Consider the following 15891-nt stretch of genomic DNA (forward strand, 5'->3'; position numbering starts at 1 on the left):
CCTTTTGAATTGGGTCGGACGTCAGAGCCGGCCCTTTTTCTTTTTCCGAGCGGGTTTCTCGACCGGCTCGGCTCCGCCCTCGGTGAAACCGACCAGAATGTCGTAATCCTCCTGCGCCTTCGCGACGGACGGCGCCGTCATCGGCTCCGCTAGAAGCCGAAAGTCCGCCCGCGCGGCGCCCGCGGGGATCGTCGCGCTGACCCGATAGGTTTTCGAACTGACGATGGAGTCGTCCTTCGTGCGACGCAGCGCGATGCGCAGGTTGGCTCCATAGGCGCCCGGCGTTCCGGCCGGACCGAGAACGACGTCGCCCTCGACCCCGACGCGAATGTCGAGATGATCGCCCGCGACGATGCATTCCCGCACGGCCGATTTGATGGAGATCTGGTGCCTGACGCTGGCGGCGTCGGCCTCCGCCGGCGTGCGGAGCATCGTTGTGCCGGCGTCCATGACGACGAGCGGGCAATCCGCCGTCGCGCCGGGCGCAGGCGGGGCGTCCTTTCCGCCGCCGAAAAGGTCCGGAAGGCCTACCTTCGGCAATTCGAACGCCCATGCGCACTGTGCGCCGACGCCCAGCGCCATCGCCAGCGCCGCCAATTCCAGCCTGCCTGTCTTCATCTCTCTCGAACCCGTCGTCAGGGAAGTTTCGCGAAGCCTTCCTTGAAGCCCTGCAGCGCCAGCGGCAGGCCGATCCCCTCCTCGGGAACCTGATGAATGATGAAGGTCGCAACCTTGCCGCCCCGCAGCTGCTCGATCAGCTTGTCGTCCATGACGACTTCCGCGACGCAGCCCGTCGGCAGACATTTGACAAATCCGGCCCGGCCAATGTCGGTTTCGTCGATTTTCAGACCGAGCCCGTTGGGAAGCAGCACGCCGAGCGGCGCGATGACGCGAAGAAGCCTGCTTTTTCCGTCGCTTGTCTTCAGCACGATGACAACGAGATTGACGTTGCTCTTGTCCTCGGCGACGACGCTCTGAATCAGCGCACATTGTTCCGCGGATGCGCCGGCGGGCGTTTCGCAACGGATTTCCCAGTCGCCGAATTTCGATTTGACCACCCCCTGCGAGAGAGCATCTCCGGCTCCGACGGCGGCAAAGAGAAAGCCCAACGAGCCCGCGACCAGTTGTCGCAAGGGCGCGGAGATTGTCGCAGCGCGCAAAAACGTCATGATGGCTCCAGCAGCGGTTCGCCCAACTCTTAGATCCTGCGGGCAAAAGCGGGCCGCATCGCGGCGGCGCGCCATGCGCGGCGGAGCCCAGTTGGGTAGCAAATGGACCCGCCCTGTCAAGCCGGGCCGCGAACCGCGGCGCAACCTTGCGCCACGCCTCCCGGCGCGACCATTTGTCAGAGAAAATATGGCGTCGCAGCAATTGCGCGGGACGTGCGTTTGTGATTGAACCGGGGCCATGTCGCGCAAAAGCTTTCAGCGGCGGAAGCGCGCGCGAATTTTGCATTCAGAACCAAGTTGACGAAAAGGTGCGAAAGGCGACCTGCATGTCCACGAGCACTAGAAACTACCTTCCTCGCGGAGCCTTCGCGGCCGCAGTAGCGCTTCCGATGGTTCTCTTCGCCGGTTTCGCCTATGCGCAGGTCGAAGGGCAGCCAACCCCCGGCGGCATCGGCCTGCCGGCGACGGTGACGGAGGTGGGAAGGGAGACGCAGTTCTTCTATAACGGCATCCTGCTCCCGATCATCACCTTCATCGCGCTCTCGGTTCTCGGCCTTCTGCTCTATGTCTCCTGGCGTTACAACGAGCAGACCAATCCGGTGCCGTCTAAGCTGACCCATCACACCGGGCTCGAGATCGTCTGGACGCTGATCCCGATCCTCATCCTCGTGTTCATCGCCATTCCGTCCTTCCGCATCATGGCCCATCAGGTCGAGATTCCGGAGGCGAAAATCACGATCAAGGTCACTGGCAACCAGTGGTATTGGTCCTACAAATATCCAGAGGATCAGGGCGGAGGCTTCGCCTTCGACCAGCTGATGAAGCCGGAGGCGGAGCTCAAGGAGGGAGAGCCCCGACTGCTCGCCGTGGACAATGAGGCCTATGTGCCGGTCAACGAGGTCGTGAAGTTGCAGATCACCGCGGCCGACGTCATCCACTCCTTCGTGATCCCCGCTTTCGGCGTGCGAATGGACGCCGTTCCGGGACGACTGAACGAAACCTGGTTCAAGGCCGAGAAGGAAGGCGTCTATTACGGCCAGTGCTCCAAGATCTGCGGCAAGGACCACGCCTTCATGCCGATGGCGATTCGCGTCGTGAGCCGCGAGAAATACGACGAGTGGCTGGCGGAGTCGAAGAAGAAGTTTGCGGCCGCCGAATCGCCGGTGCGACTCGCTTCCGGCGAGCCGGCCCGCTGAACCAGACGCAAGACAACATAAGACATCGAGGACACAACGATGGCGAGTTCGACTGCCGGCGCGCATGACCATCCGACAGGGTTGCGGCGCTTTCTCTTCTCCACGAACCACAAGGACATCGGCACGCTCTATCTGATCCTTGCCGTCATCGGCGGCCTCGTCGGCCTGCTGATGTCAGTCGCGATCCGCGCCGAGCTGATGTATCCGGGCATCAACGTGTTCCCCGGCCTCGCCCAGCTGATCAACCACGCCGATCCCTCGATGGGCGCCGACGCGGGCAAAAATCTCTACAATGTCTTCATCACCGCCCATGGCGTTCTCATGATTTTCTTCATGGTCATGCCGGCGCTGATGGGCGGCTTCGCCAACTGGTTCGTTCCGATCATGATCGGCGCGCCGGACATGGCGTTCCCGCGCTTAAACAACATCTCTTTCTGGTTCCTCGCCGTCTCGCTGATCCTGCTGGTCATGTCGATGTTCGTCGAGGGCGCGCCGGGCATGATGGGCTTCGGCGGCGGCTGGGTGTTCTACCCGCCCTTGTCGTCGAACATCGGCCACCCCGGCCCGGCGATGGATTTCGTCATCCTGTCGCTGCATCTCGCGGGCGCGTCGTCGATCCTGGGTTCGATCAACTTCATCACCACGATCTTCAACATGCGCGCCCCGGGCATGACGCTTCACAAGATGCCGCTCTTCGCCTGGGCCATGCTGGTGACGGCCTTCCTGCTGGTGTTGACGCTTCCGGTCCTCGCCGGCGCGATCACCATGCTGCTGACCGACCGCAACTTCGGCACCATGTTTTACGATCCGGCCGGCGGCGGCGACCCGCTGCTGTTCCAGCATCTGTTCTGGTTCTTCGGTCATCCGGAAGTCTACGTGCTGATCCTACCGGCCTTCGGCCTGATCAGCCATATCGTGTCGACCTTCTCGAAGAAGCCGGTGTTCGGCTATCTCGGCATGGCCTACGCGATGGTCTGCATCGGCTTCCTCGGCTGCATCGTGTGGGCTCACCACATGTATACGGTCGGTCTGTCGCTCAATGCGCAGCGTTACTTCGTCTTTGCGACCATGGTGATCGCGGTGCCGACGGGCATTAAGATCTTCTCGTGGATCGCGACGATGTGGGGCGGCTCGATCTCCTTCCGCGCGCCGATGATCTGGGCGATCGGCTTCATCTTCGTGTTCACCATGGGCGGCGTCACCGGCGTCGTGCTGGCGAACGCGTCGGCCGACCGTCAGCTCCACGAGACCTATTTCGTGGTGGCGCATTTCCACTACACTATGTCGCTTGGCGCGGTTTTCGGCGTCTTCGCGGGTTTCTACTACTGGTTCCCGAAGATGACCGGCTATCTTTACAACGAGACGCTGTCGAAGTTTCACTTCATCGTGCTGTTCATCGGCATCAACCTGACCTTCTTCCCACAGCATTTCCTCGGCCTCGCCGGCATGCCGCGCCGTTACATCGACTATCCGGACGCTTTCGCGCTCTGGAACTACATCTCGTCGATCGGCGCGTTCATCGGAGCGCTGAGCATGCTGATTTTCTTCTACTGCGTCATCGAGGCCTTCATGAAGAAGCGGGTCGCCGGGGCCAATCCGTGGGGCGTCGGCGCGACGACCCTAGAGTGGACGCTTCCGTCGCCGCCGCCTTTTCACCAGTTCGAGGTGCTGCCGCGCATCACCGGCTCGGAGCACTGATACAGAATTCGCCGGCGCGACGCGCGCCGCGCCGGCGACACAATCGTCAAGCGCGACGGTTCGCGCTTTCTCAGAAGTAACTTGAGCGATCAGATCAGCGATGAGCGACGCTTCCTATTTCGAAGAGGGCCAGGCCCCGCGCATTCCCGTCGCGGCGCCGTCCGATTACCTTCGGCTTCTGAAGCCGCGCGTGATGTCCCTGGTCGTGCTCACGGCGCTCGCTGGAATGCTGCTCGCGCCGGTTCCGCCCCATCCGCTCATCGCCTTCACGTCGATCCTCGCCATCGCGGTCGGCGCGGGAGCGTCGGGCGCGCTCAACATGTGGTACGACGCTGACATCGACGCGGTCATGTCGCGAACCAGCAAGCGCCCCATTCCTTCCGGCCGGCTCGAGCCCGAATCCGCGCTCGCTTTCGGCGTGGTGCTGTCGCTGCTCTCCGTGTTCACGCTCGGCTTCGCCGCGAACTGGCTGGCGGCGGGTCTTCTGGCTTTCACCATCTTCTTTTATGTCGCCATCTACACGATGTGGCTGAAGCGCTCGACGCCTCAGAACATCGTCATCGGCGGCGCTGCGGGCGCGCTGCCGCCAATGGTGGGCTACGCGGCGGCGACAGGCGAGATCGGCTTCGTCAGCGTCGTTCTCTTCGCGATCATTTTCATTTGGACGCCGCCCCATTTCTGGGCGCTCGCGCTGATGAAGCATGACGACTACGGCCGCGCCGGCGTGCCGATGATGCCCAATGTTCTTGGCGCGGACCGCACCCGCCTCGAGATCCTCATCTATTCCCTCATCCTCGCGCCGCTCGGCGTCGCGCCCTGGCTGCTCGGTTTCGCTTCGCGCGCCTATGGGTTCATCGCCATGGCCTCCGGCGCATATCTCGCCTATCTCGCGGTCGAGGTTTACCGCAAACGCGTGGGAGATCCCGCGAGGCGGGCGTCCCTGAAACTCTTTCTCTTCTCGATCTACTACCTCTTTCTCCTGTTTCTGGTTCTCGTTTTCGAACGCGCGCTGCAACTTTTGGCCGTGATCTAGGCTACGGAAAGGTTACCGCTCATGAAGAACGAGCCGACCAGGAAGATGGCGACGAGCGGCGACGCCCAGGGCGGCGTCACCCTGACGCCGGAACAGGAGCGCAGCCGACGAGCGCGCAACATCGCGATCGGAATTACTGTCGCGCTGCTCGCCGTGCTGTTCTACGCCGTGACCGTCGTCAAACTCGGCGGCGCGGTCGCCAACCGGCAACTCTGAAATGGTCGCGTCCGGGCGCCAGACGTCTGGCGGACAGCGCAAGATCGCGGCGGCCCTCGTAGTGGGCTCGGTCGCGATGCTTGGCCTGTCCTTCGCCTCCGCGCCGTTGTATCGCGCCTTTTGCGCGGCGACCGGTTTCGGCGGCACGCCGCAGACCGCGAAGACAGGGCCGGCCAAGCCGGGAGAGCGTCGACTCGCCGTTCGGTTCGACGCCAATGTATCGAAGGAGCTTCCGTGGCGCTTCGAACCGGAGGTTCCGAAAGTGACGCTGCGCACCGGCGAAACGGCGACGGTCTATTACAAGGTCGCGAATCTTTCCGACCATGAAACGAGCGGTCAGGCCGCCTACAACGTCAGCCCCGATCAGGCCGGCGCCTTCTTCGTCAAAGTCGCCTGTTTCTGCTTCAGCGAACAGAAGCTCGCGCCCGGCGAGACGACGGAATGGCCGGTTGTCTTTTACCTCGATCCCGCGCTCGAATCCGACGAGGCGATGCGTCGCGTCGAGGAAATCACGCTTTCCTATTCCTTCTATCCGACCAGGTCGCCGGCGGGGGCCAAGACCAGCGAGGCCGGAACCGGAAAGCCGAAAATATAATCCCGCTGGCGTCGCTGGCGGAAATTGGCAAAACCGAACGCGCCGGGCGACCGGCGAATGACGAGGAAGAGTAAAAATGGCCGACGGACACGCGAAACCTCAACACGATTATCACCTCGTCGATCCAAGTCCGTGGCCGATCGCCGGCGCCTTCGCCGCGCTGGCCACCGCCATCGGCGCCATCATGTGGATGGCCCAGCACAAGGGTTCGCCGATCTACGGCCAGACCTGGGGCGGCACGCTCTTCTTCGCCGGATTCGCCGCCATTCTCGCCGTGATGTACGCTTGGTGGAGCGACGTTGTGCGCGAGGCCCAGGTCGAGGGGCATCACACGCCGGTCGTGCAGTTGCATCACCGCTACGGGATGATCCTGTTCATCCTGTCGGAAGTGATGTTCTTCGTCGCCTGGTTCTGGGCGTTCTTCAATTCCAGCATCTTTCCGGGCGACATCTGGCAGGTCTCGCGCACCGAGCTGTTCCAGGGCGTCTGGCCGCCGAAGGGCGTCGAAGTCTTGAGCCCGTGGAAGCTGCCGCTGCTCAACACCGTAATCCTGCTCACCTCCGGCGCGACGCTCACCTGGGCGCATCATGGCCTGCTTCACGGCGACCGCGGCCAACTTAAGAAGGGTCTGCTCGCGACGATCGGCCTCGGCCTGCTGTTCACGGCCATCCAGGGTTATGAATATGCGCATGCGCCTTTCGCCTTCTCCTTCGATCCGGCGCATCCGGCGGCCACGAATTACGGTTCGACCTTCTTCATGGCGACGGGCTTCCACGGCTTCCACGTCATCGTGGGCACGCTGTTTCTGATCGTCTGCCTCCTGCGCGCGATGAAGGGCCATTTCACGGCGAAACAGCATCTCGGCTTCGAATTCGCCGCCTGGTACTGGCACTTCGTCGACGTCGTCTGGCTGTTCCTGTTCTTCTGCATATATGTGTGGGGCAACTGGGGCGGCGCGATGGAATAGGCGTCGGCGCCGCCTGCGGCGGCGCCCGCCCTGGGCGAATTGACGGTCACGGCGCCGCCGTGACCGTTTTCTTTAGGAAATGAGTCTGAAATGTCCGAAGAGCACGTCTATCCTCCCGGCCAAATCTATATCGATGGCCTGCTCGGCAAATGCCCCCGTTGCAGCAAGGGCCATATGCTGCAAGGACTTTTGACCGTCGCCCCGAAATGCGAGGTCTGCGGGCTCGATTTCTCCTTCGCCGACACGGGGGATGGTCCGGCGATCTTCGTCATGACCATCGCCGGCTTCATCATCGTCGGACTCGCCTGGTATATCGAGGTCGTCTACCAACCGCCCTACTGGGTGCATGCGGCGATCTTCATTCCGCTGTCCGCGCTGGTCTGCATCGGCCTCCTGCGGCCGACCAAAGGTTTGCTCATCGCCCTGCAATATTTCAACAAGGCCGAGGAAGGCCGCCGCGAGTCATGAGCCGCGGCGCGAGGTCGCTGCTGTGGCCGGCGATCGCGACGACGGTCGCCTTCGCGCTGCTCGTGAGCCTCGGCGTCTGGCAGGTCCGCCGCCTTGGAGAAAAGGAAGCGCTCATCGCCCGCGTCGAAAGCCGCGCGGGCGCCTCGCCGAAAGCATTGCCGGAGCCCGATGCTTGGTCAGCTCTGGCGCCCGTAGATTACGACTTCACCCATGTCCGGACCACCGGCCGCTTTCTTGGCGGCCGCGACGCGCTCGTGTTCATGAAGCCGCCGGAAGGCGCGGGCAGCGAACCCGGCTATATGGTCGTCACGCCCTTCGCGGTCGCAGGGGGCGGGGTGGCGCTGGTCGAGCGCGGCTTTCTCCCAGCGTCCAAGGCCGAGGATGTCGCCGGCAGAGCCCCGCCAGCCGGAGAGATGACGATTTCCGGCCTGATGCGCGCGCCGCAATCTCGAAACATCTTCACGCCCGCCGACGCGCCGGAACGGTTCATCTGGTATACGCGCGATCCCGCCGCGATCGCCGCCGCCCTCGGCCTCGCCGGCGCGGCGCCTTTCACGCTCGCCCTCGACGGCCCCCCTGCGGCGGGACCGAACGGTTTTCCCCGTCTTGTCCCGACAACGCCCGAGATTGCGAACAATCACCTTTCCTATGCTTTCACTTGGTTTTCCCTCGCCGCCGCGCTTCTCGTCGTCTTCGGGCTTTTCGCCCGCGGCCGCCTCGCGCGCGGGCCGGCGGCGGACAGCCCCTGAAGCGCCTTGCGACGCGCGCGAATATGATATGAAAAGGCGACGACGCATCGCCGATCGCGTCTTTCGCCTCTCACGGACCGACTGTTGCGCTACCTTTCGACGCGCGGAGAAGCCGCGCAACTCGCCTTCGACGACGTCCTGCTCGCCGGCCTCGCGACCGACGGCGGGCTTTACACGCCTTTCGCCTATCCGCATGTCGCGCCCGGCGAGATCGCCGGGCTCGCCGGCGCGCCTTACGCGGAGGCGGCCGCGCGTCTCATCGCGCCATTCCTGACCGACGAGGCCTCGCGCGCCGGATTGCGCGCCCAGACGGAGGCCGCCTATGCGGGCTTCCGCCATCGCGCCATTGCCCCGCTCGTGCAGATCGCCGACAATCTCTTCGTGCTGGAGCTTTTCCACGGACCGACGCTCGCCTTCAAGGATCTGGCGATGCAGCTTCTCGGCCGCATGATGAACGATGTGCTGGAGAAGCGGAACCTGCGCGCCACCATCGTCGGCGCGACCTCGGGCGACACCGGCGCCGCCGCGATCGAGGCCTTTCGCGGCCTGCCGCGCGTCGACGTGTTCATTCTCTATCCGCATGGCCGCGTGTCGGACGTGCAGCGCAAGCAGATGACCTGCGTCGCCGACGACAATGTTCACACGATCGCCCTGCAGGGCACGTTCGACGACGCGCAGAACATTCTCAAGCGTCTGTTCCGCAACGCGCCGTTTCGCGAGCGGGTGGGGCTCGCCGGCGTCAATTCGATCAACTGGGCGCGCGTCGTCGCGCAAATGGTCTATTACTTCACAAGCGGGGTCGCGCTTGGCGCGCCGCATCGCCGCCTTTCCTTCGCGGTGCCGACGGGCAATTTCGGCGATGTGCTCGCAGGCTATATCGCCAAGCGCATGGGCCTGCCGGTCGAGCGCCTCATCGTTGCGACCAACGCCAACGACATTCTCGCCCGCGCGCTGGCGAGCGGCCGCTACGAGCCGCGCGGCGTGACCCCCACGCAGTCGCCGTCCATGGACATACAGGTGTCATCGAATTTCGAGCGCCTGCTGTTCGACGCCTGCGACCGCGACCATGCGGCGGTGCGCGCCGCTTTCGCGTCGCTCGACCAGTCGGGCGCCTTCGAGATTCCGTCTGCCGCGCTCTCCGCGATGCGCGCCGAATTCGACGCCATGTCCGTCGGCGAGGCGGAGACGACCGACGAGATCGCGCGGACCTGGCGCGAGGCGGGCTATGTGCTCGATCCGCACACGGCGACGGGCGTTCGCGCCGCCCGCACGCGGCTCGCGGCGGAACCGGCGACCCCGGTCGTCGCGCTCGCCACCGCGCATCCCGCCAAGTTCCCGGAGGCGATCGAGCGCGCCATCGGGCGCCGGCCGCGCCTGCCGGAGGCGCTAGAGGCGCGCTTCCAGGCGCCGGAGCGCTTCACCATTCTGGAAAACGACGAAAAGCGCATCGCCTCTTTCATCGAGGAGCGCGCGCGGGCGACGAAGGGCTGACATGGCGTTGTTTGGCGTTCTTGGCCGGCGGGACATGCCGATCCGGGGCGAAGGGGTGTATCTGCGCCCTTCCGAAATGCGAGACTATGTCGAATGGTCGTCGCTGCGCGAGCGAAGCCGCGCCTTCCTCACGCCCTGGGAGCCAATCTGGCCGGTCGACGACCTCACGCGCGCGAGCTTCCGCTATCGGGTGCGCCGCCACGCCGAGGAGATGGCGCGCGACGAGGCCTATTCCTTCTTCGTTTTCCGTGAGGAGGACGACGTTCTTGTCGGCGGCCTCTCCTTCGGCCATGTGCGCCGCGGCGTCTCGCAGGCGGCGACGCTCGGCTACTGGATGGGCGAGCCCTACGCCGGCAAGGGCTATATGACCCGCGCTGTCCGCGCGGCCTGCGCCTACGCCTTCGAGAAGCAGGGGATGCACCGCATCGAGGCCGCCTGCCTGCCGACGAACGAACCCTCGAAGCGGTTGCTGGAGCGCGTCGGCTTCAAGCATGAGGGCTACGCCCGCAGCTATCTCAACATCAACGGGCAGTGGCGCGACCATCTGCTCTTCGCGCTGCTCGAAACGGATCCGATCCCGCCCGACAAGCCGAGGGGTTGAGGGCGGCGTTGACCATATTGGAAAGTCGCGGCTGAGCTTGCGGGAAATTTCGCGTAAATTGCGTTCAATTTCGTCGCAAATTCGGAGTTCGCCGTGACCATCAGCGGAGTCGAGACAAGTTTCGTCGGCGGCGCGCCGGTAGCGCGCCTCAGCCTTGTCGAAACCGCGCGCATGATGCTCGACCTCGCGAAGGCGCCGGCGCGGGAGGAGGGGCCCTATTATCTCACCTCCGTCAACGGCGAGGTGCTGGCGCGGCGCGTCCTCGACAAGGAATTCGCGAAGCTCGTGGACTGCGCTGACTCGATCGCCGCCGACGGCCAACCGCTCGTCGCGGCCTCGCGGCTTTTGTCGAAAAAGCCGCTGCCCGAACGCGTCGCCACCACCGATCTTTACCCCATCGTCGCGCATCTGGCGCAGCAGACCGGCGCGACTTTCTACCTCCTCGGCGCGAGCGAGGAGGTGAACCGCGCGACTTACGAAGCGACCAGGCGCGTGGCGCCGCGCGTCAAGATCCTCGGCCGTTCGCACGGCTTTCTCAAGGGCGCGGCGCTGGAGGCGAAGCTCGACGAGATCAATGCGCTCGCGCCGGACATTCTCTGGCTCGCCATGGGCGTGCCGCTCGAGCAGCAATTCGTGCGCGACCATCGCCATCGCCTGAAAAACGTCAAGATCATCAAGACGTCCGGCGGCCTCTTCGATTTCATCGCCGGCGCCAAGAAGCGCGCGCCGCAATGGATGCAGGACGCTGGCCTCGAATGGGCGTTTCGTCTGGGGCTGGAGCCGAGGCGTCTACTGAAGCGCTATCTCACGACCAATCCGGTGGCGGCGTATTTGTTGCTGACGCAGACGCGTTAGCGAATCCGCACTTGGCGGAGCCTGGCGAAAAAAGCCGGAGCCGCTTGGCGGAGTCTCGACTCCTTCGCTTCGCTCCCTATGAACGCGAGGGCGGCGCGTCTTACGCTTCCAGCCGCCCCGCCAGTCTCCCCCACAGCGCATTGCCGGCGTGGAAGACGTAATCCAGCTTCGCGCTCGTCACGCTCTGCGCGCCCTTGCCGATCAGCCAGTCGGCCAGCGACGCGACCTGTTTCGTCGGGCAGGCGAAGACCGCCGTCTCGCCGTGGCGCTCGCGCAGAGTAGCCCCAAACGCCGCCTGCGCCTCCTCGACCGCCTCTCCGGAGAGCGCGACGGACGCGCGCACTTCGCGCGTTGAGCGCGCCTCTTCCTCCGCAGCGATGCGCGAAAGAATGACGCGGGCGGCCTCGCGCGCCGTCTCGCTCCACGGCGCGGCGAGAGAGGCGACGAGATTGGCCTGCGAACGCAGGATCACGCCATCGTCGAGCACCTTGAGCGCATTGGCCGCGAGGGTCGCGCCGGTCGTCGTGATGTCGACGATGAGATCGGCGGAGCCCGCCGCAGGCGCGCCCTCCGTGGCGCCGGAGCTTTCGACGATGCGATAGTCGCCGACCCCGTGCCGGGCGAAGAAGCGGCGCGTGGTGTTGATATATTTCGTCGCGACGCGCAGGCCGCGCCCGTGGCGCGCGCGAAAGCCCTCCGCGATGTCGGCGAGATCGGCCATCCCGCGCACGTCGATCCAGGCCTGCGGAACGGCGACCACGACATTGGCGTGGCCGAAGCCGAGCGGCGCGATGAGCTCCACCTTGCTGTCGGGATCGGCGATCTCCTCGCGCACGAGATCCTCGCCGGTGACGCCGAAATGCACCTCGCCGCGCGCGAGGCGGCCGGTGATTTCGGAAGCCGAAAGAAAGGCGACCTCCGCGCCCTCCAACCCCGCGATGGCGCCGCGATAGTCGCGCGCGCCGCGTCCCTGCGTCAGTTCGAGGCCGGCGCGGGCGAAAAAGGCGTTGGCGTTTTCCTGCAGGCGGCCCTTGGAGGGCGTCGCCACGATGAGTTTCTGCGTCATGCCGCGCCTCCCGCGCGCGGGGCGCCTTCGAGCCTGTCGATCCAGATGGCGGCGCCGACAGCCGGAATGTCCGACGGCGCGCCGAGCGTCTTGAGCAGCCGGTCGTATCGGCCGCCGCCGATGACGGGCTCGCGCCCCGCGACATGGCGGGCCTCGAAGACGAAGCCGGAGTAATAGTCGAGGTGGCGGGCGAAGCTCGCCGAGAAGATCATGTCGTCGAGATCGAGCCCGCGCGCGGCGATGAAGCTCGCCCGCGTGTCGAAACCGTCCAGCGCCGCGGTGAGGTCGAGGCGCGCGTCCTCGGCGAGATTGCGCAGGGCGGCGGAGGCGATGTCCGGCGGACCCTCGATGGCGAAAAAGGCTTCGGCGAGCGCGCGTTTCTCGGTCGAGACGCCAGCGCCCTCGGAGAGGGTCGCCTGGTCGAGGAAACGCTCGGCGATTTCCGCCGCGCTGCGGCCGCCGACCGCTGCGATGCCGGCAATGGACAGAAGATCCTCGACGAGGCGGCGGGCGTCGGCCGGGTCGACCGCCGTGAGCGCCGCCAGAACGCCGGAGGGATCGGCGCCGTTGCGGGGCGGCGGCGTAAAAATCTCGGCGACAGACTGGCCGCGCGCATGCCCCGCCTCAATCCGGCGCCGCCAGACCGGCGGCAGGCCGAGCCCGTCGAGGAAAGCCGCGACGAGGCCCGCGTCGCCGATGCGCACGGAAAGTTCGGCCGCGCCGGCGGCCGCCGCAGCGTCGAGCGCCGCGCCAAGGATTTCGGCGTCCGCCGCCTCGCGGTCGTCGCGGCCGAAGCTCTCGATGCCCGCCTGCAGAAATTCGCCATCGCCCGCAACGCCGTGCTCGGGCGCCCGGAAGATCGAGCCGCCATAGGCGAATGCGGCCGGCTCGCGCGCGCCGCAGGCGAGATAATGCAGGCAGACGGGAATAGTATATTCCGGCCGCAGGCAGAATTCCGCGCCGGAGGCGTCCGTCGTGAGATAGAGGCGCCCGCGAAAATCCTCGCCGGAGCGGTCGAGAAAGACGCCCGCCGGCTGGAGAAGCCGGGGCTCGTGGCGCGCGAACCCCGATCGCTCGAAATGGGCGACGATGGCCGCCAGTCTGTCGGAGGCCTGACGGTCGGGGGCTGGGGCTGTCGCGGCGGTCACGCGCAATTTTCCTTCCTGATTTTGCGCTTTCTTTAGCAACTGACCCGCCCGAGCGCACCCGCTTTCGGCGCGAAAGGTGAATGGCGCGCGGGATTTTTTGCGGCGCGCGCGCAGCGCCCGGCGGCCCCTCGAAGGATCACTCGGCCGGCAGCCGCTCCAGCACCTGCGCCAGCGGGTCGGCGTCGACCGATTTGGGCGGCGCATAGGGTTCGTCCACCGAAGCCACGAGCGCGATGGCGACGACGGCGGCCGCGGCGAAAATGGCCTGCGCCAGAAGCTGCGGCCGCGCGCTGTCGAGATGCACGGCCGCGAGGCTGATCTGGGTGATGAAAGCGATCAGAAGCACAGCCGCCCATTTGCGGTCGTCGGGATAGGCGCCCGAGATCGCGAGGCGCTGTTCGCGCGCCGAACGCAGCTTCATCACCGTGTCGACCAGCGCGTGCTGGAACGCCGGTTCGATTTTGGCGATGCTCACAGCCCGGGTCAGGGCGTTGAGCGCCGCCTCGGCTTCCGGCGACTCCTGGCCGTTCTCCATGGTCTTCCACTCCAGCCCGACGACGGCCTCCACATAGGCGCGGATGGCTTTGGGCGCATCGGCGGCGGCGCCTCCGTGGTTGTCGGTCAGGGCGGCGAGCGTGACGAGTTGCTCGCGCTCCATGGCGACGGCGCGATAGGCGCGTCGGTTGGCGTCCCACACGTCCTGGGACAAAAACGTCATGAGCAGTCCGAACAGCGTCGCCGGAACGCCGACGAAGGGCGGCGCGACGCCCTTCCAGTTCTGCACGATCGGCGCGAGCGGGGAGGCGAAGCTCAGCCAGCAAAGAAACAGCGCGACGGCGGCGAAGACGCCGCCCATCGTCAGCGCCATGATCTCGGTCGGCTGGGCCTTCCAGAGGTGGAGTAGGCCGATGTGAACCAGCACGCCGCCCCCTCGAATCGTTCGCCGCGCCGGCCGCCATGGAACACATTCATGGCGGCCGGCGCCAGCGATTTTCTCGCGCTCAGGGAGCCAGCGGCGTGAAGGCGAAGGGGTTCGAGCCGACTGCCGAAGGGGCGATTTCCCTGATCTTCGTCGTCGTCGCGGCGGTCCCGAGCGTCGACCAGGGTTCGACGTTGAACTCCGGCGGGTTGCTGGCGCTGCGCGAGTCGGCCGCCGAGAAGATCACGCCATTGCCTACGGCGGTGAAGTGATTGCTGTTGTCGCAGGCTGAAAAGCACCAGCCGACGCGGGTCGGATTGACGTCCTTGACGAGCTGAACGGCGCCGGTCGCAAGATTGTATCGGTAGAGCGCGTCATTGCAGCTCGCCGATTCGCCGCTGATCGGGTCTCTCAGATCGCCGCGGCAGCCGGGAATGCCGTATTGCATCGCGCGCGTATAGAGCCAGCCGCCGGCGATGGCGCCCCGGTCGTAGACGAGCAGTTCATTTCCGTTGAACATCGGGCGCAGTTGTCGCGTGCCCGCCGGCGTGCCGTCGGTGACGTAGAGCGTGACGCCATAGCCGTTCTGACGGCCGTTCAGAAAGTAGTTGTTGACGGCGATATAGGCCTTCCCCTGATAGGTCATGATCCGCTCGTCCGCGTAAGCCTCCTTTGCGCCCGCGTCAGAGGGAAAATTCGTCAGCCGCACCGTGCCGGCGGTCGTGCCGTCGCTTGCCCAGAACTCGGTCCCGTAGGTCGGGTCGTTCGCCAGGAAGATCAGCCGGCCGCCCGCGACGCGCGGGTTGGCGGCGGTTATCGACGTCATTCCGTCCGTCTGGCCGGGGTAGAAGGATCTGACGAAGCGTTTCCCTGCGTTCGTGCCGTCGGTGGACCAGAGCTCCACGCCGGTCGCGCGGCTCCAGGCGGCGAAGAGCAGCCGGCTCCCGACCTGCGTCTCCCAGTTCGCGCAGCAGACCCTGGAGGAAAGGCCGTAGCTGAAGGCGCTTACAAGACCAGTCGGCGTGATCCTGTAGACGATCGCCGGCGCCGTGGGAGTCGCGCTGTTCAAAAACGTCATATAATCCGCGCCGTTGAATCTGAAGATCCGGCCCACGCCGTTTCCGACGTAGCCCGGAACGAGACCGACGACCCGCGTGGAGGCGACTGTTCCCGCGCTCGCGTAGAGCGTCACCCGTCCCGTCGAAAACTCTTGTCGATAGAAATAGAATGTTGAGCCGACCGCCTGGCACCGTACGATCGCATTGTTGACGGGCGCTCGCCAATGCTCGACGGCGCCCGTCAGGCTGACATAGGAGACGGTGTCGATTCTCGGCCCGAGGCTCTCGTCGCGCTCCCAGCACATGGCGACCTTACCCGGCAGACGGTGCAGCGAGAAACCGACGCCTGTCTCGGGAAGCGGGATGCGCCGCGTTCCGGCGGCCGTGCCGTCGGTGATGTAAGGCTGGGGCCCGATCCCCGTGCTGTTGTCGGCCAGAAAGACGACCTTGGCGTTCGCCGGAAGCAACTGCGGCTTGGCGCTCTGCGCCTCACACACGCCCGGCGCCAGCGCCGCCGCACAAGCTGCCGCCGGATAGATCAACGCTGATTTGGCGCACATACGCAGCATGAAGCGCCCCCCTAATTTACGATTTCTGCGCGGGCGCCGCCCTAGAGGCGAAGCTCACGGTTCTGGGACAGTAGCTCTTGCCTCTGCGCGCGT

The 15891-nt window shown here is 65.5% G+C and carries 17 protein-coding genes; 11 read left to right on the forward strand and 6 right to left on the reverse strand.

All coding sequences use genetic code 11. The features are described 5' to 3' along the window. Nucleotides 1–21: 21 nt before the first annotated feature. Entirely contained in the window at nucleotides 22–618 is a 597-nt protein-coding gene (locus ACV959_RS03845) for a hypothetical protein (protein ID WP_475738597.1), read from the reverse strand. 17 nt (nucleotides 619–635) lie between these two features. Next, complete coding sequence (locus tag ACV959_RS03850; protein ID WP_475738598.1) at nucleotides 636–1169, reverse strand: invasion associated locus B family protein; 534 nt, start codon at nucleotides 1167–1169, stop codon at nucleotides 636–638. Between the two features lie 326 nt (nucleotides 1170–1495). Between ACV959_RS03850 and coxB the strand changes: the two genes are divergently transcribed. From coxB to ACV959_RS03905, 11 genes are all read left to right on the forward strand, one after another. Next, on the forward strand, nucleotides 1496–2365 hold the full coding sequence (gene coxB, locus ACV959_RS03855) for a cytochrome c oxidase subunit II (protein WP_475738599.1): 870 nt from the start codon (nucleotides 1496–1498) through the stop codon (nucleotides 2363–2365). Between the two features lie 39 nt (nucleotides 2366–2404). Continuing rightward, nucleotides 2405–4063 (forward strand): cytochrome c oxidase subunit I, encoded by a 1659-nt coding sequence (gene ctaD / locus ACV959_RS03860; RefSeq protein ID WP_475738600.1) that lies wholly within the window; start codon nucleotides 2405–2407, stop codon nucleotides 4061–4063. Nucleotides 4064–4163: 100 nt separating this feature from the next. Then, nucleotides 4164–5096: a heme o synthase gene (locus ACV959_RS03865; RefSeq protein WP_475738601.1), complete on the forward strand. Its 933-nt coding sequence runs from the start codon at nucleotides 4164–4166 to the stop codon at nucleotides 5094–5096. A 21-nt stretch (nucleotides 5097–5117) separates the two neighbouring features. After that, nucleotides 5118–5312 (forward strand): hypothetical protein, encoded by a 195-nt coding sequence (locus ACV959_RS03870; RefSeq protein WP_475738602.1) that lies wholly within the window; start codon nucleotides 5118–5120, stop codon nucleotides 5310–5312. A gap of 1 nt (nucleotide 5313) precedes the next feature. Further along, nucleotides 5314–5907: a cytochrome c oxidase assembly protein gene (locus ACV959_RS03875; RefSeq protein ID WP_475738603.1), complete on the forward strand. Its 594-nt coding sequence runs from the start codon at nucleotides 5314–5316 to the stop codon at nucleotides 5905–5907. Nucleotides 5908–5983: 76 nt separating this feature from the next. Further along, on the forward strand, nucleotides 5984–6874 hold the full coding sequence (locus tag ACV959_RS03880; RefSeq protein WP_475738604.1) for a cytochrome c oxidase subunit 3: 891 nt from the start codon (nucleotides 5984–5986) through the stop codon (nucleotides 6872–6874). 90 nt (nucleotides 6875–6964) lie between these two features. Beyond that, nucleotides 6965–7342 carry a DUF983 domain-containing protein gene (locus tag ACV959_RS03885; RefSeq protein ID WP_475738605.1) on the forward strand — a complete coding sequence of 126 codons (378 nt, stop codon included), beginning with the start codon at nucleotides 6965–6967 and terminating at the stop codon, nucleotides 7340–7342. Then, nucleotides 7339–8091, forward strand: coding sequence for an SURF1 family protein (locus tag ACV959_RS03890; RefSeq protein ID WP_475738606.1), 753 nt, complete (start codon nucleotides 7339–7341; stop codon nucleotides 8089–8091). Before ACV959_RS03885 ends, ACV959_RS03890 begins: the two co-directional genes overlap by 4 nt. Before the next feature lie 84 nt (nucleotides 8092–8175). Next, complete coding sequence (thrC, locus tag ACV959_RS03895; RefSeq protein WP_475738607.1) at nucleotides 8176–9582, forward strand: threonine synthase; 1407 nt, start codon at nucleotides 8176–8178, stop codon at nucleotides 9580–9582. 1 nt (nucleotide 9583) lies between these two features. Next, nucleotides 9584–10183: a GNAT family N-acetyltransferase gene (locus tag ACV959_RS03900; RefSeq protein WP_475738608.1), complete on the forward strand. Its 600-nt coding sequence runs from the start codon at nucleotides 9584–9586 to the stop codon at nucleotides 10181–10183. A gap of 93 nt (nucleotides 10184–10276) precedes the next feature. Next, nucleotides 10277–11038 carry a WecB/TagA/CpsF family glycosyltransferase gene (locus tag ACV959_RS03905; protein WP_475738609.1) on the forward strand — a complete coding sequence of 254 codons (762 nt, stop codon included), beginning with the start codon at nucleotides 10277–10279 and terminating at the stop codon, nucleotides 11036–11038. Nucleotides 11039–11138: 100 nt separating this feature from the next. Here ACV959_RS03905 and hisG read toward each other — a convergent pair whose 3' ends face one another. The 4 genes from hisG to ACV959_RS03925 all read right to left on the reverse strand — a co-directional run bounded on the left by hisG (nucleotide 11139) and on the right by ACV959_RS03925 (nucleotide 15798). After that, entirely contained in the window at nucleotides 11139–12104 is a 966-nt protein-coding gene (hisG, locus tag ACV959_RS03910; protein WP_475738610.1) for an ATP phosphoribosyltransferase, read from the reverse strand. Beyond that, entirely contained in the window at nucleotides 12101–13252 is a 1152-nt protein-coding gene (locus ACV959_RS03915; RefSeq protein WP_475738611.1) for an ATP phosphoribosyltransferase regulatory subunit, read from the reverse strand. Before ACV959_RS03915 ends, hisG begins: the two co-directional genes overlap by 4 nt. A gap of 136 nt (nucleotides 13253–13388) precedes the next feature. Next, nucleotides 13389–14174 carry a bestrophin-like domain gene (locus ACV959_RS03920; protein ID WP_475738612.1) on the reverse strand — a complete coding sequence of 262 codons (786 nt, stop codon included), beginning with the start codon at nucleotides 14172–14174 and terminating at the stop codon, nucleotides 13389–13391. A gap of 79 nt (nucleotides 14175–14253) precedes the next feature. Next, nucleotides 14254–15798 carry a hypothetical protein gene (locus ACV959_RS03925; RefSeq protein ID WP_475738613.1) on the reverse strand — a complete coding sequence of 515 codons (1545 nt, stop codon included), beginning with the start codon at nucleotides 15796–15798 and terminating at the stop codon, nucleotides 14254–14256. Between the last annotated feature and the right edge of the window lie 93 nt (nucleotides 15799–15891).

This window comes from Methylocystis sp. Se48 (assembly GCF_056269425.1).

Bases quoted from the DNA above. Each gene is read 5' to 3' on its own strand.
- ACV959_RS03845 (WP_475738597.1), bottom strand. From the start codon at position 618: ATGAAGACAGGCAGGCTGGAATTGGCGGCGCTGGCGATGGCGCTGGGC.
- ACV959_RS03850 (WP_475738598.1), bottom strand. From the start codon at position 1,169: ATGACGTTTTTGCGCGCTGCGACAATCTCCGCGCCCTTGCGACAACTG.
- coxB (WP_475738599.1), top strand. From the start codon at position 1,496: ATGTCCACGAGCACTAGAAACTACCTTCCTCGCGGAGCCTTCGCGGCC.
- ctaD (WP_475738600.1), top strand. From the start codon at position 2,405: ATGGCGAGTTCGACTGCCGGCGCGCATGACCATCCGACAGGGTTGCGG.
- ACV959_RS03865 (WP_475738601.1), top strand. From the start codon at position 4,164: ATGAGCGACGCTTCCTATTTCGAAGAGGGCCAGGCCCCGCGCATTCCC.
- ACV959_RS03870 (WP_475738602.1), top strand. From the start codon at position 5,118: ATGAAGAACGAGCCGACCAGGAAGATGGCGACGAGCGGCGACGCCCAG.
- ACV959_RS03875 (WP_475738603.1), top strand. From the start codon at position 5,314: ATGGTCGCGTCCGGGCGCCAGACGTCTGGCGGACAGCGCAAGATCGCG.
- ACV959_RS03880 (WP_475738604.1), top strand. From the start codon at position 5,984: ATGGCCGACGGACACGCGAAACCTCAACACGATTATCACCTCGTCGAT.
- ACV959_RS03885 (WP_475738605.1), top strand. From the start codon at position 6,965: ATGTCCGAAGAGCACGTCTATCCTCCCGGCCAAATCTATATCGATGGC.
- ACV959_RS03890 (WP_475738606.1), top strand. From the start codon at position 7,339: ATGAGCCGCGGCGCGAGGTCGCTGCTGTGGCCGGCGATCGCGACGACG.
- ACV959_RS03900 (WP_475738608.1), top strand. From the start codon at position 9,584: ATGGCGTTGTTTGGCGTTCTTGGCCGGCGGGACATGCCGATCCGGGGC.
- hisG (WP_475738610.1), bottom strand. From the start codon at position 12,104: ATGACGCAGAAACTCATCGTGGCGACGCCCTCCAAGGGCCGCCTGCAG.
- ACV959_RS03925 (WP_475738613.1), bottom strand. From the start codon at position 15,798: ATGCTGCGTATGTGCGCCAAATCAGCGTTGATCTATCCGGCGGCAGCT.